General features: G+C 53.7%; 17 protein-coding genes. 12 read left to right on the top strand and 5 right to left on the bottom strand.

Features of this window, described 5'->3' with window-relative positions:
* Positions 1-29 precede the first annotated feature (29 nt).
* Positions 30-770 (top strand): YciK family oxidoreductase, encoded by a 741-nt coding sequence (locus P4S53_RS18560; RefSeq protein WP_337113848.1) that lies wholly within the window; start codon positions 30-32, stop codon positions 768-770.
* Between the two features lie 85 nt (positions 771-855).
* On the opposite strand, the gene rluB is transcribed toward P4S53_RS18560, so the two are convergent.
* From rluB to rnm, 3 genes are all read right to left on the bottom strand, one after another.
* Entirely contained in the window at positions 856-1,860 is a 1,005-nt protein-coding gene (gene rluB, locus P4S53_RS18565) for a 23S rRNA pseudouridine(2605) synthase RluB (RefSeq protein ID WP_337113849.1), read from the bottom strand.
* A 243-nt stretch (positions 1,861-2,103) separates the two neighbouring features.
* The gene (locus P4S53_RS18570) at positions 2,104-2,724 is read right to left on the bottom strand and encodes an L-threonylcarbamoyladenylate synthase (RefSeq protein WP_337113850.1); all 621 of its coding nucleotides are present in this window, start codon (positions 2,722-2,724) and stop codon (positions 2,104-2,106) included.
* Between the two features lie 46 nt (positions 2,725-2,770).
* Positions 2,771-3,607: an RNase RNM gene (gene rnm, locus P4S53_RS18575; protein WP_337113851.1), complete on the bottom strand. Its 837-nt coding sequence runs from the start codon at positions 3,605-3,607 to the stop codon at positions 2,771-2,773.
* Between the two features lie 264 nt (positions 3,608-3,871).
* On the opposite strand from rnm, the gene P4S53_RS18580 reads away from it, so the two are divergent.
* From P4S53_RS18580 to gspS2, 11 genes are all read left to right on the top strand, one after another.
* Positions 3,872-4,885: a bifunctional 3-deoxy-7-phosphoheptulonate synthase/chorismate mutase gene (locus P4S53_RS18580; protein WP_337113852.1), complete on the top strand. Its 1,014-nt coding sequence runs from the start codon at positions 3,872-3,874 to the stop codon at positions 4,883-4,885.
* Positions 4,882-6,450, top strand: coding sequence for an anthranilate synthase component 1 (locus P4S53_RS18585; protein WP_337113853.1), 1,569 nt, complete (start codon positions 4,882-4,884; stop codon positions 6,448-6,450). Before P4S53_RS18580 ends, P4S53_RS18585 begins: the two co-directional genes overlap by 4 nt.
* Positions 6,451-6,460: 10 nt before the next feature.
* A complete protein-coding gene (locus P4S53_RS18590) occupies positions 6,461-7,072 on the top strand; it encodes an aminodeoxychorismate/anthranilate synthase component II (protein ID WP_337113854.1) in 612 nt (203 codons plus the stop codon).
* A 19-nt stretch (positions 7,073-7,091) separates the two neighbouring features.
* Entirely contained in the window at positions 7,092-8,102 is a 1,011-nt protein-coding gene (gene trpD, locus P4S53_RS18595) for an anthranilate phosphoribosyltransferase (RefSeq protein WP_442958673.1), read from the top strand.
* Positions 8,103-8,104: 2 nt separating this feature from the next.
* Complete coding sequence (trpCF, locus tag P4S53_RS18600) at positions 8,105-9,475, top strand: bifunctional indole-3-glycerol-phosphate synthase TrpC/phosphoribosylanthranilate isomerase TrpF (protein WP_337113855.1); 1,371 nt, start codon at positions 8,105-8,107, stop codon at positions 9,473-9,475.
* Between the two features lie 65 nt (positions 9,476-9,540).
* Positions 9,541-10,731, top strand: coding sequence for a tryptophan synthase subunit beta (gene trpB / locus P4S53_RS18605; protein ID WP_337113856.1), 1,191 nt, complete (start codon positions 9,541-9,543; stop codon positions 10,729-10,731).
* Positions 10,731-11,537, top strand: a complete 807-nt coding sequence (gene trpA / locus P4S53_RS18610; RefSeq protein ID WP_337113857.1) for a tryptophan synthase subunit alpha — start codon at positions 10,731-10,733, stop codon at positions 11,535-11,537. Before trpB ends, trpA begins: the two co-directional genes overlap by 1 nt.
* Positions 11,538-11,827: 290 nt before the next feature.
* Positions 11,828-13,096 carry a dicarboxylate/amino acid:cation symporter gene (locus tag P4S53_RS18615; RefSeq protein ID WP_337113858.1) on the top strand — a complete coding sequence of 423 codons (1,269 nt, stop codon included), beginning with the start codon at positions 11,828-11,830 and terminating at the stop codon, positions 13,094-13,096.
* A 181-nt stretch (positions 13,097-13,277) separates the two neighbouring features.
* Entirely contained in the window at positions 13,278-13,676 is a 399-nt protein-coding gene (gene yciA, locus P4S53_RS18620) for an acyl-CoA thioester hydrolase YciA (protein ID WP_120511214.1), read from the top strand.
* 87 nt (positions 13,677-13,763) lie between these two features.
* Positions 13,764-14,066 carry a YciI family protein gene (locus P4S53_RS18625; protein ID WP_027253406.1) on the top strand — a complete coding sequence of 101 codons (303 nt, stop codon included), beginning with the start codon at positions 13,764-13,766 and terminating at the stop codon, positions 14,064-14,066.
* Positions 14,067-14,071: 5 nt separating this feature from the next.
* Positions 14,072-14,482 (top strand): type II secretion system pilot lipoprotein GspS-beta, encoded by a 411-nt coding sequence (gene gspS2 / locus P4S53_RS18630; protein WP_337113859.1) that lies wholly within the window; start codon positions 14,072-14,074, stop codon positions 14,480-14,482.
* 75 nt (positions 14,483-14,557) lie between these two features.
* Here the strand turns inward: gspS2 and P4S53_RS18635 are convergent, their stop codons facing one another.
* Positions 14,558-15,493, bottom strand: coding sequence for a class I SAM-dependent methyltransferase (locus P4S53_RS18635; protein WP_337113860.1), 936 nt, complete (start codon positions 15,491-15,493; stop codon positions 14,558-14,560).
* A gap of 56 nt (positions 15,494-15,549) precedes the next feature.
* Positions 15,550-16,254, bottom strand: a complete 705-nt coding sequence (locus P4S53_RS18640; protein WP_337113861.1) for a TIGR01621 family pseudouridine synthase — start codon at positions 16,252-16,254, stop codon at positions 15,550-15,552.
* Positions 16,255-16,265 lie beyond the last annotated feature (11 nt).

Genomic DNA, 16,265 nt, shown 5'->3' on the forward strand with positions numbered 1-16,265 from the left:
AAGAGATGCCTTACCAAGAAGGAAAGCAAGTGAATTATCAAACTGCCGCTGACTCACTCAAAGACCGTGTCATTCTGGTGACCGGTGCCGGTGACGGTATTGGCCGTCAGGCTGCTATCAGCTATGCCGCTCACGGTGCGACAGTCATTCTGCTGGGCCGCACGGTTGCCAAGCTGGAAGCTGTATATGATGAAATAGAGGCGTTGGGCTATCCGCAGCCGGCAATCATCCCGCTGGACATGAAAGGCGCGTCAAAACAGAACTACCTGGACATGGCAGACACCATCAATGACCAGTTCGGTCGCCTTGACGGTGTGCTGCATAACGCAAGCCTGCTTGGTGTGCTCAGTCCTTTTGACCAACTGGGTGAAGACACATTTGACGAGGTGATGCAGGTCAATGTCAAAGCGCAGTTCCTGCTCACTCAAGCGATTATGCCTTTGATTAAAAAATCCGAAGACGGCCGTATCATTTTCACCTCCTCCACCGTAGGCCATGATGGCCGGGCTTTTTGGGGAGCATACGCGATTTCAAAATTTGCGACTGAAGGCATGATGCAAGTGGTGGCAGATGAGCTGAGTGGCACCCATGTGCGGGTCAATGCGATTAACCCGGGCGGTACACGGACAGGCATGCGCGCCAAAGCCTATCCGGGAGAAGACCCGAAGACACTGAAAACACCGGCAGACATTATGCCGCTGTATCTTTACCTGATGGGGCCGGAAAGCAAAGATGTCAACGGGCAATGCATTGATGCTCAGCCTAAATAAGCGCTTGAACGTCTCTGCCCTGAAATAACAGGTATAAAAAAGCCGACCACCATTTACGGGTCGGCTTTTTACTGTGCGTCACTGCTTACTTGCGAGTACGCGGCTTGGCAGGTTTGTTCTTCAGCGGGTTCCTGCGATTCGCTGCGTTACCGGCAGGCTTACGCTTGTTACCGGCAGAACGCCCCGTCTCTTCAGCAGGCTGGCTTTGAGGCGCAGGGCGACGATTGTCGCGACGACGACCGCGTGAGTCATCACTGACACGCTCTTCATGACGACGAACGGCACGACGGATCTTACGCACCCCTTTCTTACGCTTCAGACCTTCGACGGTCAGATGCGAACGCGTTTCTTCAGGCAGCTCAACGATTTCACGCAGATAGTTCACTTCCTGCAGCTCAAGCTCCAGCCAGCCACCTCGCGGTAAATCTTTGGTCAGGAAGATGTCGCCATAGCGCACACGCTTGAGTCGGCTCACCGTCACACCCTGAGAATCCCACAGACGACGCACTTCACGGTTACGGCCTTCGGTAATCACCACATAGAAAGTATGGTTCATGCCTTCGCCACCGGCGTAAACAACATCTTCAAAACGGGCCATGCCGTCTTCCAGCTGGACACCGTGAACCAGATTTTTCACCATCTGCTCTGTGACTTCACCGAATACACGCACCATGTACTCACGCTCTACACTACGGCTCGGGTGCATCAGGCGATTAGCCAGCTCACCATCGGTCGTGAACAGCAGCAAACCGGATGTATTGGCATCCAAACGACCGACGGATACCCAGCGGCCTTCACTCAGTCGTGGCAAGCGGTCAAATACCGTTCTGCGTCCTTCCGGATCGTGTCGGGTACACAGCTCACCTTCAGGTTTGTTATAAGCAAGCACACGGCACACTTCTTCAGAAGGCTTGACCAGGTCGACTTTGTGACCATCAATACGCACAAGTACGTCCAGGTTATCCAGACGATCACCCAAGTGGGCCACTTTGCCATCAATACTGACACGCCCTTCCTGGATCATCAGTTCCACTTCACGTCGTGAACCCTGACCGGAACGCGCAAGTACCTTCTGTAATTTTTCACTCATCAGACAAACCTTTGTCGCCTTCACAGGCGTCGAAACATTCTAAAAATCATCGTTCTGTTACTGGCGTTTCGTACACCAGCAACACAAGATACCCGCCGTTTGCACCCTTGTGCTGAAACGGCGTCCACCCTATTCAAAGCAGCCGTGAATTATGCCAAATACTGCTGCCTGATACCATATAAAAAGAAGGGAAAAGACGATTCTTTCATCGCCTGAATCCCTTCTCTTCTGACTGAGCCGCGTTTATTCAAACGGGTTAGTATCACCGGCGCCGTAACGCACAATCTCGACGCTGTCGTTACTGAAATCCACCACAGTCGTCGGCTCTTCCCCGATAACCCCGCCATGGATGATCAAATCAACGGCGTGGTCGAGCGCATTGTGAATGTCCTCAGGATCCGATTCCGCTGTGTCTTTGCCGGGCAGAATCAAACTGGTGGACATCATCGGTTCACCCAGCGCATCCAGCAATGCCAGTGCAATCTCGTTGTTCGGTACCCGGATCCCAATCGTTTTACGCTTCGGATTCATCAGGCGGCGAGGCACCTCTTTTGTTCCTTTGAAAATGAAGGTATAGGCACCCGGCGTATTGTTACGCAACAATCTGAATGCATCATTTTCAACGCGGGCATAGAGCGACAATTCAGATAAATCACGACACAACAGGGTGAAATTATGCTTTTCGTCAAGCTTACGGATCCGACAGATACGTTCCAGCGCCTGCTTATTGGCCAGCTGACAGCCCAGCGCATAGCCTGAGTCGGTTGGATAAACGATCACGCCACCGTTACGAACAATCGCCACGGCCTGACTGATCAGCCTTGCCTGCGGGTTTTCCGGGTGAACATAAAAAATTTGACTCATCACTCCTCCAGACCTGCGCTGATTCAGGGCGCAGGTTTACAACATTTTATTCCATGCCCCAGTCCTGCCAGACAGGCACTGACGCTTTGGGTAACCAAAGATTGCGTCCCAATTCCGTCCAGGGTGACGGGTAGTGAAAATCCGACCCCTGGGATGACAACAGACCAAATTGTTCCGCATACTCCGCCAGCGTGCGGCGCTCATTCTGGGCCTGCTGCGGCTGTGCCACTTCAATGGCATCGCCGGTGGCGGATACAAAATCGGTGAGCAAACGCTTCAGCCATTTGGCAGTCATATCATAGCGGCCCGGGTGAGCCAGCACCGCCTGTCCGCCAGCGGCATGAATCGCCAGGACAGCCTCGGCAATACTGCACCAGTTCGGCGGCACATAACCTGTATTGCCCCGGGTCAGGTATTTCTTGAACACGGCCTGCATTGTTTTGGCGTGCCCTTGATCTACCAGCCAGCGGGCAAAATGGGCCCGGGTTAAGGTGGCATCTCCGGCAAGGGCTCTCGCCCCTTCATACGCGCCGACGATCTGGCTTTTGGCCAGACGCTCTCCCATTAACACAGCACGGGCGGTCCGGCGCTCTGCCTGCTGCGCGATTAAAGACACGATGTCAGCATGCGACGGATCGATGTTCAGGCCAACAATGTGAATATCAAAATTATTCCAAACTGTCGATATTTCAATGCCTTTGACCAGCTTTAACGCCAGATTTTGTGCATCGATTGCCTGCTGGGCAGATTCCAGGCCCGCGACAGTATCGTGATCAGTGATCGCGAGAACATCCACACGGAAGTCGGTCGCCCGCTTCACCAGCTCAGCTGGTGTAAGTCGACCGTCCGAGGCCGTGGTATGACTGTGAAGATCAAACAACATAAAAATAAAGTCTTGACATAATACTCATGAACTAGTTTACTAGTACGAAGTTACTCGATGAACAATTCATTACTCAGGTTCTGTTTATGTTACAGCAAAAACTACATTCGCTTCGCGCTTTCTTCACTTGGTGGCTGCATAACCGATAGCGGGTTGTGAGATTTGCTGTGCCGACTGCACAGAATCCAGAACCCGCCCTGCGCGGGTTTTTTATCGCTGAACAATCAAAAATCAATTCCACATCTGGCGAGCAAGGACAACAACATGATTATCGTACTCAAACCAACAGCCACTGAGAGTCAAGCACAAGATATCCTGAAACGTATTGAAGATGCCGGCCTTAAGCCCCTGTATATGCCGGGTGTGGAACGCATTGTCCTGGGCGCACTGGGCGACGAGCGGGTGCTGCAGAAACTGAATCTGGATGCCAATCCTTGTGTGGAAAATATCAAGCCGATCCTGACCAAATACAAAATGGTCAGCCGCGAAGTGCAGGCACACGATACGGTCGTGCGCTTCGGCAATGCATCAGTGGGCGGCAATCAGTTTGCCGTGATTGCCGGCCCTTGCTCGGTGGAATCAGAGCAACAACTGCTGTCTGTGGCCGAAGTGGTCAAACAGCATGGCGCGGTGGCACTGCGGGGCGGCGCTTACAAACCGCGTACCAGCCCTTATGATTTTCAGGGCATGGGTGTTGAAGGGCTGAAACTGCTCAAACAAGCCAGCGAGATGCTGAACATGCCCACTGTGTCTGAAGTGATGGAAGTGAGCCAGGTGGAGACCCTGTGTGAATACATCGACTGTCTGCAAATCGGCGCCCGTAACATGCAAAACTATGCTTTGCTTAAAGCAGTGGGTGAGAGCAAAAAGCCTGTTCTGCTCAAGCGCGGCCTGTCTGCCACTATCGAAGAATTGCTGCTGGCGGCGGAATATATCTATGATGCCGGCAACCCGAACATCATCCTGTGCGAGCGTGGTATCCGCACATTCGAAACGGCGACCCGCAATACACTGGATCTCAATGCCGTTGCCTTCCTGAAGCAGAAAACCCACCTGCCCGTTGTTGTTGACCCGAGCCACGGTACGGGTGTCCGTGAGCTGGTGATTCCTTTATCCCGCGCGGCAGCAGCTGTGGGTGCTGACGGTATCATCGTTGAATCTCATCTCAACCCGGGCGAAGCCCTGTCTGACGGCCATCAGGCACTGACCGGCCCCATGTTCCAGCAACTGATGCAGGAACTGAAACCCTTTGTCGAAGCTGCAGGTAAAACACTATGAAAACAACGCCTTTAGCTGTCGGAGAACTGGACGTTCTGAACCTGGACGTGCCTTATGTCTCTGAGCCCACAGAGCTGTATTATTCGATCTGCGGCGACCGTCCCCACAACCTGTTACTGGAATCGGCAGAAATCGACTCCAAACAAGATCTGAAAAGCCTGATGCTGATTGATGCCGCCGTGCGCATTGTCTGCCGCGGCCGCGAAGTCCGCCTGGAAGCCTTAACCAGTAATGGTCAGAACGTCCTGCAGGCCGTGAAACATCAGATCCCGGCCGATGTTGACCTGGCCGTGGACAACGACACCCTGATCATGACATTTAAGGAAAGTGGCCGTGCGCTGGATGAAGACAGCCGGCTGCGCCAGTCATCCCCCTTTGATGCACTGCGCCTGATCCAGCACATTTTCCACCAGCCCGCACAGTCGCGCGAAGCGCTGTTTCTGGGCGGTCTGTTTGCCTACGATCTGGTCGCCAGCTTCGAGCCGCTGCCTGATGCTGAGCAGGGTAACCGCTGCCCGGACTACCTGTTTTACGTGGCCGAAACCCTGCTGGTGATCGACCACCAGCGCCGTAAAGGCAAACTGCAGGCCACCTTGTTCGGCGGCGACAACTACACAGCGAGCTATTTCGAACTGAGCCGCCGGCTGCAACAGATCAAAGAAATCTGCCTGAAACCGGTAGCCCTGCCACAGGCCGAGTTCCTGGACCAGTGCGAACCCAGCGTCAGCATCAGTGATGCCGACTTCTGTGCTACCGTCGAGCAATTAAAGCAATTTGTGGTCCGGGGTGATGTGTTTCAGGTGGTGCCGTCCCGTCAGTTCACGCTGCCCTGCCCGTCACCGCTGAACGCCTATAAAGCCCTGAAGATTGGCAACCCAAGCCCTTACATGTTCTACCTGAAAGATGCCGATTTCACGTTGTTCGGCGCCTCGCCAGAGAGCGCACTGAAATATTGCACCGACAGCAATCAGGTCGAAATCTACCCGATTGCCGGGACCCGTCCCCGCGGTAAAAAACCCGATGGCAGTATCGATCTGGATCTGGATGGCCGGATCGAGCTTGAACTGCGCTGCGATAAAAAAGAAAACGCCGAGCACATGATGCTGGTCGATCTGGCCCGAAACGATGTGGCTCGGATCAGCCAGCCAGGTACCCGTTACGTGGCCGATCTGCTGCAAGTTGACCGCTACAGCCATGTGATGCATCTGGTATCCCGTGTAGTTGGCCAGCTGCGCGACGATCTTGACGCCCTGCACGCCTATCAGGCCTGTATGAACATGGGCACCCTGACCGGCGCACCGAAAATCCGCGCCATGCAGCTCATCCGTGATGTTGAACAGCAACGTCGCGGCAGCTATGGCGGCGCCGTCGGGTACCTGACCGGACAAGGCGATATGGATACCTGCATCGTCATTCGTTCGGCGTATGTCGAAGACGGTGTGGCCACCGTACAGGCCGGTGCCGGTGTGGTGTATGACTCCGTGCCCCAGGCCGAAGCAGATGAAACCCGCAGCAAAGCACAGGCCGTGATCACCGCCATTCGTCACGCGCACAGTGCGCAATAAGGAGCCGACCATGAACAAACACATCGACATCGTTCTGCTGGATAACTTCGACTCCTTTACCTACAACCTGGTCGACCAGTTTCGCGCCATGGGTTATCCGGTCACCATTTTTCGCAACAGCCTGAGCGCAGAGCAGGTGGAGCAGGCACTGGCAGAGAAACAAAATCCGGTGCTGGTTTTGTCACCGGGTCCGGGCGCGCCGGCTGAGGCGGGCTGTATGCCGGCACTGATCAAGCGGGTGGCTGGTAAGATCCCCATGATCGGTATCTGTCTGGGTCATCAGGCCATTGTTGAAGCCTACGGCGGCAAAGTCGAAGGAGCCGGAGACATCGTCCATGGTAAGGCCGCGCAGATGACCCATAACCGGCACGCCGTCTTTGGCCAGTTATCCAGCCCGCTGACCATCGCCCGTTACCACTCGCTGGTGGCCACCCGGGTGCCGGACGCGCTCAGGGTCGTGGCTGAGGTCGATGGCCTGGTGATGGCGGTCACCCATGAGAAAGATAAAGTCTGCGGATTTCAGTTCCATCCGGAATCCATTCTGACGGCGCAAGGGGCACAACTGCTGGCAAACACCCTCGACTGGGTCTCGGGCCAATCCGCCACTGTGACTGAATTTTAAAGCTAAGGGAGATGCCCAGATGAACAGCGCTATTTATCCGATTACCGACAAGTTATACGCGCAGCAAACGCTGACCAAAGACGAAAGCCGCACATTATTCGATGCCATTATCAAAGGGGACGTCGAGCCGGCTCTGCTGGCTGCGATTCTGACCGCCCTGAAGATCAAAGGCGAAACCCCCGACGAGATTGCCGGCGCCGCCACGGCCTTGCTGGAAAACGCCGCGCCCTTCCCGCGTCCGGACTACGACTTTGCCGATATTGTCGGCACAGGCGGTGACGGCGCAGACACCATTAATATTTCCACCACCTCGGCCTTTGTCGCCGCCGCCTGCGGCGTCAAAATCGCCAAGCACGGTAACCGAGGTGTTTCCAGCAAATCGGGCTCTTCAGATCTGCTGGACAAATTTGGCATTAATCTGGCGATGTCAGCACAAGATGCCCGTGCCGCACTGGATGAACAAGGGGTCTGTTTTCTGTTCGCGCCTCAGTACCACAGCGGTGTTCGCCATGCGATGCCTGCCCGTCAGGCCATGAAAACCCGTACTATCTTTAACCTGCTCGGTCCGCTGATTAACCCTGCCCGTCCCAGCATTGAGCTGATGGGCGTGTACGATGCCGCGCTGGTTCGCCCGATTGCCGAAACCATGATTGCGCTGGGGATGAAACGCGCCGCTGTGGTCCACGGCAGCGGTCTGGATGAAGTGGCCATTCACGGTCCGACTCTGGTTGCAGAGATCATCAATGGCGATATTCGCGAATATACAGTGACACCGGAAGATTTTGGCTTGCAAACCCACGCGTTAGATGCGATTAAAGGAGGCGAACCGGAAGAAAACCGTGCCATTATCACCAACATACTGACGGGCAAAGGCACGGAAGCACAGCAAAGTGCTGTGGCCGTCAATGTCGCGCTGCTGCTTCGTCTGTTTGGTCAGGAAGATTTGAAAGCCAATGCTCAGCAAGCGATGGAAGTCATGCAATCCGGCAAAGCCTACCAGCTGGTAGCGCAACTGGCCGCACGAGGTTAATCATGGAAACTGTACTCGCCAAAATCGTCGCTGATAAGAAAATCTGGGTTGAAGCCCGTAAGGCAGTCCAACCGCTGGACAGCTTTATTGCCGATGTCACCCCCAGTGACCGGGACTTTTATCAGGCCCTGCAAAGCGAAAACGCGGTATTCATTCTTGAATGCAAAAAGGCGTCGCCGTCGAAAGGGCTGATCCGGGAAGATTTCGATCTGGATCATATTGCTCAGATCTACAGCCGTTACGCCAATGCGATTTCCGTACTGACAGATGAAAAGTATTTTCAGGGCAACTTTGATTTTCTGCCGCAAGTCCGCCAGCACGTGACCCAACCAGTCTTGTGCAAAGATTTTATGATAGACCCGTATCAGGTCTATCTGGCCCGCTATTATCAGGCCGATGCCATTTTGCTGATGCTGTCCGTCCTGAACGACGCGCAATACCGTGAACTGGCTGCCCTGGCCGACACGCTGAACCTGGGCGTGCTGACCGAAGTCAGTAACGAAGAAGAGCTGGAACGTGCCATTGCACTGCAGGCCAAAGTGGTCGGGATTAACAACCGTAACCTGCGCGATCTCAGCATTGATCTGAACCGGACCAAAGAACTGGCTCCGCGTTTGCCGAAAGGTACCCTGGTCATTTCAGAATCCGGCATTTATACCAACCAGCAAATACGTGACTTATCAGACTACGCCCATGGCTTTCTGATCGGCAGTTCACTGATGAGTGAAGAGAATCTGGAAATGGCTGTGCGCACTGTGCTGCTGGGCGAGCATAAAGTCTGCGGACTGACTCACCCGGATGATGCCTGTGCGGCTTACCAGAGCGGCGCGGTTTATGGCGGGCTGATTTTCGTCGAAGGCTCACCACGAGCCGTCGACGCTGAGCTTGCTCGTCTGGTGATGAGCGGTGCGCCGCTGAAATACGTCGGTGTATTCCGCAACGCAGATGTCAACGCGGTCGCCAAACACGCGAACGCTCTGAAATTGGCAGCCGTTCAGTTGCACGGTAGCGAGTCCTCTGATTATATTTCAGCGCTGAAAGCGCTATTACCCGCAGACTGTGAAGTCTGGAAAGCCCATGGTGTCACTGATGCCCTGCCCGACCTCACGGCCTGGCCGGCTGACCGGCATCTGCTGGATACTCAGGTCGGTCACCAGAGCGGCGGCACAGGTCAGCAATTTGACTGGTCGCTGCTGGAAAACTGCGAAGAAAAAAGCCGCATTATGCTGGCTGGCGGTTTGAACCCGGACAATGCTAAAGACGCCGCCAGCAAAGGCTGTCGTGGCCTTGATTTTAACTCAGGCGTGGAAAGCGAGCCCGGCAAAAAAGACAGACAGAAATTACTCTCGGTATTCAAGGCAGTGAAGCCTTAATCAGGTTAGCGAACAGCTTGCGGCTTCCGCACTGACACAGATGACAAGAATAGGACAGCAGACACATGAGTAAACTCGACCCGTATTTTGGTGAATTTGGTGGCCAGTTTGTGCCCCAGATTCTGGTTCCGGCCCTGGACCAGCTGGAAGATGCCTTTATTGATGCGCAAAAAGATCCGGCTTTTGAAAAAGAATTTATTGATTTACTGAAAGACTATGCCGGCCGCCCCACGGCGCTGACCTTGTGTCAGAATTTAACCAAGGGGACAAAAACCAAACTGTATCTCAAACGCGAAGACCTGCTCCATGGCGGCGCACACAAAACCAATCAGGTTCTGGGTCAGGCCCTGCTGGCCAAGCGCATGGGAAAACATGAGATCATCGCCGAAACCGGTGCTGGCCAGCATGGCGTGGCGACCGCATTGGCCTGTGCCCTGCTGGGCCTGAAATGCCGTATATACATGGGTGCCAAGGACGTCGAGCGCCAGAGCCCGAACGTGTTTCGCATGAAACTGATGGGCGCAGAAGTCATTCCGGTCCATTCTGGTTCAGCCACCCTGAAAGATGCCTGTAACGAAGCCATGCGTGACTGGTCGGCGACTTACGACAAGGCGCACTACCTGCTGGGCACAGCAGCAGGTCCGCACCCATTCCCGACCATAGTCCGTGAATTCCAGCGCATTATCGGCGAAGAAACCAAGGCGCAGATACTCGATAAAGAAGGCCGTCTGCCGGATGCGGTGATTGCCTGTGTTGGCGGCGGTTCAAACGCCATCGGTATGTTTGCCGATTTTATTGCAGACACTGAGGTGAAACTGATTGGCGTGGAACCTGCAGGCTTGGGTCTGGATACCCACATGCACGGCGCGCCGCTCAAACATGGCAAGCTGGGCATTTTCTTCGGTATGAAAGCCCCGTTGATGCAGGATGAACATGGTCAGGTGGAAGAATCTTACTCTATCTCTGCCGGTTTGGACTTCCCGTCTGTCGGCCCTCAGCATGCGCATCTCAATGCCACCGGCCGCGCGGAATACGGCTCGGTAACCGACGATGAAGCACTGGATGCGTTTCAGGCGCTGGCCCGCCATGAAGGCATTATTCCAGCCCTTGAATCGGCCCATGCCCTCGCGTATGCCCTCAAACTGATTAAAGATGAACCAGAAAAAGAACAACTCCTGGTGGTGAACTTATCTGGCCGTGGCGACAAAGACATCTTTACCGTACATAAGATTCTGGATGAAAAGGGAGCCCTGTAATGGACCGTTATCAAGCTTTATTCAGCCGTTTAGCGGCCAAACAGGAAGGCGCGTTTGTTCCTTTTGTCACCTTAGGGGATCCGAGTCCGGTACTTTCTTTACAGATCATTGATACCTTAGTGGAATCCGGGGCCGATGCCCTTGAGCTGGGTATTCCGTTTTCAGACCCGCTCGCCGACGGCCCGACCATTCAGGGCGCGACGATTCGTGCGCTGGATGCCGGAACTACGCCTGACACCTGTTTTGAGCTGTTAAAACAGGTACGGGCAAAGTATCCCGAGCTGCCCATTGGCCTGCTGATGTATGCCAACCTGGTGTTTGCAGGCGGTATCGATCATTTTTACCGGCGTTGTCAGGAAGCAGGTGTCGACTCAGTGCTGGTCGCAGATGTGCCTGTAAATGAATCCGCTGAGTTCCGTCAGGCCGCTGAGAAATACGGCATTCATCCGATTTTCATCGCGCCGCCAAATGCCACAGCCAGCACCCTGAAAACCGTGGCAGAATACGGCGGCGGGTATACTTATCTGCTGTCACGCGCCGGTGTAACAGGGGCTGAAACCAAAGCAGGTATGCCCATTGACCACCTGCTGGCTTCTCTGGCCGAGTATGAGGCGCCGCCTGCGCTGCTGGGTTTTGGTATCTCAGAGCCGGCTCAGGTGTCTGACGCGATCCAAGCCGGTGCCGCCGGTGCGATATCCGGCTCAGCGGTCGTAAAAATTATTGAGCAGCACAAAGATAATCCCGATGCTTTACTCCACGCATTAGGACAATTCATCCACAGCATGAAGCAGGCCACCCGAGGCTGATGCTTTTCTCCGCCCCGAATAAAGCCCTGGCTTGATGACAAGTCGGGGCTATTTTATTAACAATCCTTTTACACCCTCTCTTCTCAGGCATAAAAAACGTAATGCATAAGCCCGCACGCCTATTTCAGATAAATCGCCCCGAAAGCGTAACGGAAGTAGAAAGTAATGCATTACAGCATTGATTATCGCATTATTCTGCTGTAAAACCTTAACCCGCAAAATATTGACTCAAATTAATCAACATTTACGAAACATAAGTCTTTCATCAATTAACAACTTCCACAATAAAGGTGTTCAAGGTGCTAAAACAACAAGGACTACTTAGCAACATTGGCGTACAGGTTGTCATTGCCATGTGCTTAGGTACATTGGCTGGTGCAATGATGGGGCATTCGGCGAGCATGTTTGCTCCGCTGGGCAGCATTTTCATCCACCTGATTAAAATGCTGGTAATCCCTCTGGTTGCTGTAGCGATCATCTCTGGCGCAGCCGGACTGGGAAGCAGCCAGTCAGCAGGTAAGATCGGCCTGATTACTCTGGGTTTCTTTGGCCTGACGTCAGCGGTTGCCGTTGCACTGGCACTGTTTATGGGTGAAGTGTTCCAGCCTGGCATGGGTGTCGACCTGAGCGGCGTTCAGGGTATGTTCGCAAACACTTATGCTGACAAAGGTGACCTGCCTTCGTTCTGGGCAACTATTTTGGGGATGATCCCAACCAACATTTTCCAATCCCTGAATGAAGCAAACATCCTGCAAATTCTGGTGTTCTGCATGTTCTTCGGTCTCGCCGTTTCCAAACTGGAAAAGGAACGCCGTGACCCGCTGATCAACGGTGTGAATTCCATCGTTGATGCGATGGTCTGGATGATCAACGTGGTCATGAAGATCGCACCTATCGGCGTGTTCGGCCTGATGGCTGATGCTGTGGGTACGTTTGGTTTTGACGCCCTGATGGTGGTGTTCAAACTGTTTGTTGTCTACATCGCTGCCATCCTGGTGTACGGCTTCGTGTTCTACCCGCTGATGATCAAATGCTTCAGCAAGACATCGCCAATCAAGTTCCTGGCTGCCATGAAGAAGCCTCAGGCGGTTGCACTGTCTACCGCCTCTTCCATGGCGACTTTGCCAGTCACTATGGAAACCTGCGAAGAAGAGCTGAAAGTAAGAAACAGCACGGCGGCTTTCGTATTGCCGCTTGGCGCGACCATCAATATGAGCGGTAACGCTATCTATTATGGTCTTGTGGCTATTTTCTTTGCTCAACTGTTCAATATCGACCTGTCGATGAGTGCCTATGTCGCCATCATCGTGACTTCGACACTGGGCGCTGTGGGTCAGGCTGGTGTACCTGGACCTTCATTCCTGGTCGTGGCTGTACTGCTGTCGGCTGGTATTCCTATCGAAGGTCTGCCGCTGCTGTTTGCGCTGGATCGTATCTTCGACATGATCCGGACCGCACTCAATATCACAGGTGATGCGGCCTGTGCTGTGATTGTGGACAGCCTGATCACTGACGAGAAGAAAGAAGACGTACGCATGGCAACACAGAACGAAGCCTAAACTGCTGCTTCTGCAATCTCCCAAAGGCTGTCAACCGACAGCCTTTTTTGTTTTCTGCCGCTATGGATCCGATTTTCGTTCAAAGTTCCATCAGGCCTGGGTCAGACCAGGTGCTTTCTGCTTGCAAGCTACCGCAATATTGATGACCATATGAATACATCTTCCCAACACATGATTTATGATGAATTCAGAAAATAATGTTCCTCGTGGCCAGTTATTACTTCGCACTTTAGCCATGCCTGCTGACACCAATGCGAATGGCGATATTTTTGGTGGCTGGATAATGTCCCAGCTCGACCTGGCAGGCGCCATTCTGGCTAAGGAAATTTCTCGCGGCAAAGTGGTTACCGTCTCTGTCGACAACATCGTGTTTAAAGCGCCGGTCGGTGTGGGTGATGTGGTGTGCTGTTATGGCGAATGTAACCGTATCGGGAATACGTCGCTCTCTGTCGCCATGGAAGTGTGGGTGAAGCCCGTTGGCAATGACGGAATTGGCGAGCGTTACAAAGTCAGTGAAGCGACGTTCAATTATGTCGCCATTGATGCCAATGGCCGGCCTCGTCCGATCAACAAAGCCTGATTTATCTGCCCTGACCGCTGGTTGGGGCTTTTTCATTCCGCTATGATAACGGCTGCATTCCACCACAAGTACAGGGAGACAGAACGCATGTGGTACGTCATTTTTTCTCAAGATGTTGAAAACAGTCTGGAGCGCCGTCTGAGCGTTCGCGAAAACCATCTGGCTCGCCTCAAAGCCCTGCAGGATGAAGGTCGTCTGCTGGTTGCCGGACCAATGCCTGCCATTGACAGTGACAACCCGGGTGAAGCCGGTTTTACCGGATCTACTGTCATCGCTGAATTTGGCTCACTTGAAGAAGCCAAAGCCTGGGCAGATGCAGATCCTTACATCGACGCCGGTGTCTATGACAAGGTCATCGTGAAGCCCTTCAAAAAAGTACTTCCGGCCTGATGGTTATGAATCGAGCATCCAGAAAGGCCCTGTTTACCGCCATGATGGCTGCGGTTATTCTCACTGGCTGTGCTAAATCGCAGGAAGATCTGACCAACGAACTGGCAGAGCGCCGGGCAGCGGTCATTAATTCCAAAGCGCCTTACCCCAAGATTGATCAGTACCAGATCATGAAAGCGAAGGCGCAGCAGCATATCGTCGAAATTACCATTCTTTACGGTGGTGGCGGTAAAGTTCCTCCCACTCAGGCGGCGCAGGCAGCGGCAGCAAACTTCTGCAATAATCCTGAACTGACGCCTATGGTCAGCGAAGGTCTGGGCTATCTGATTCAGATCCTGGATATGCGGGGAAGACCCGTAGTGCAGCAGCCAATCAATGCACAATTCTGTGCCCAGATTTTGGCTCCCGACTCCTGATCTATTGCCAGACAAAAAGCCAGGCAGGAAACTAACCCGCAAAAAAATGCCGGAGATATCATCCGGCATTTTTATTTATCGGGCAAAAATCATAGCCTTCAGCGCACTGTCGTGATCCAGATCCGCAAACTCAGGCGGATTATCAAGACGCTCGATAAACCTCAGCTCGGGGGCTTCCTCTGCCATACCATCAATCAGAAACTGTGGCGACACGGCTGGTGAGTTCACACAGGCCAGCACCTTGCCGTCATCTGTCAGCATATCCGGCAAACGGCGCAGAATTTTGGCGTAATCTTTCGTGAGTGCAAAACTGCCTTTCTGGAAGGACGGCGGGTCAATAATAATCAGATCATAAGGGCCGTACTTTTTCAGTTTACCCCAGGATTTAAAGATATCGTGCCCTAAAAAGCTCACCTGGTTCAGATCGTGCCCGTTCAGCCGGTGATTATCCCGGCCGCGCCCCAGAGCCGCTTTGGCCATATCCAGATTCACCACATGCGCCGCACCGCCCGCAATGGCGGCCACAGAAAATCCGCAGGTATAGGCGAACAAATTCAGTACTTTGCTGTCTTTCGCCACGTCCCTGACCCACTGACGGCCATAACGCATGTCCAGAAACAGGCCATTATTTTGCTTCTGGCCCAAGTCGAGCTGAAACTTAAGGCCATTTTCCGTTACTTGCTGCCAGGTTTGCAGCTCCCCCCAGATGACTTCCATCGGCGAGCCTGCCCGGTCACGGTGCTGCACCAACAGTGATACTGCACCCGAGCGCTGCCACGTGTCCGTTTGCACCAGATCATGCAGCGAAGCTGTTAAAGCAGCCAGAAACTCAGCATCTTGTTCTTTAAACAGCGATATCAGCACCTGGCCGTCAAGCCAGTCGGCTGTCAGTTGCTCCAGTCCGGCCCAGCGCCGGCCGCGGCCATGAAATAACCGGCGCACCTCATGAGGCGGAGAAGCCAGTTGCGACAGCAAATGTTGACAAAACAGAGGTAAAGCAGAAGCGTCCATGGATCACCCGTATGGAAAGAAGAATCAATAAATCTAAGCAGATTGCGGCAACGACGTTAGTCAAGTCGCGGTTGAACCAGCCCTGAAGGTAACGAAGGCCAGGGAATGTCCCAGGGGGCTGACCACCCGGCCAGGGCAGCCTGCACTTGCGCCGCTTGCCATAGCGAGCCTTGTTCTGGCACACAGACAAAGCGCCAGACTTGTCCCTGATAAGTAAACTGCAGGGCAAAAGCGTGTAAATACCCCCGATCGGCCTCTTCCTGGCCATAAATGTCGTCACCTGTGATGCCGGCCCCCACACTTTTTAACGCCACCCGGATCTGATGGGTTTTCCCTGTGCAGGGTTTGCACAAAAACAACCGGCGGCCCTCACCGGCAGCCGTTGAAATAAACTGGGTAATCGCCGGATTCTCTCGTGTCGTCTCCAGTTTCCAGCTGCGACGACGTGAACGGCTCATATCGCCAATCACAGTGCCCTGCTTCTTTTTGGGTTTCTTGCTGCTGATCGCGAGATAAAACTTCTGCACTTCACGGCGGGCAAAACCACCCGACAACTCGGCGGCGGCTTTGGCGTGACGGCCCAGCAGCAAAATGCCCGATGTCATCTTATCCAGCCGGTGGATCAGATACAGCTGTGTATCACCGGTGGCCGCAGCAACCTCCGCCAGCAGTGGCTGATCATTGTCATCTTTATGTACACTCACGCCAGCATGTTTGCAAATAACGAGGAAATCCGGGGTTTGATGCAGAAGTGTAAACATGTTCGCCGTTC

This window comes from Photobacterium sp. Hal280 (assembly GCF_037162255.1).
GTDB lineage: Bacteria > Pseudomonadota > Gammaproteobacteria > Enterobacterales > Vibrionaceae > Photobacterium.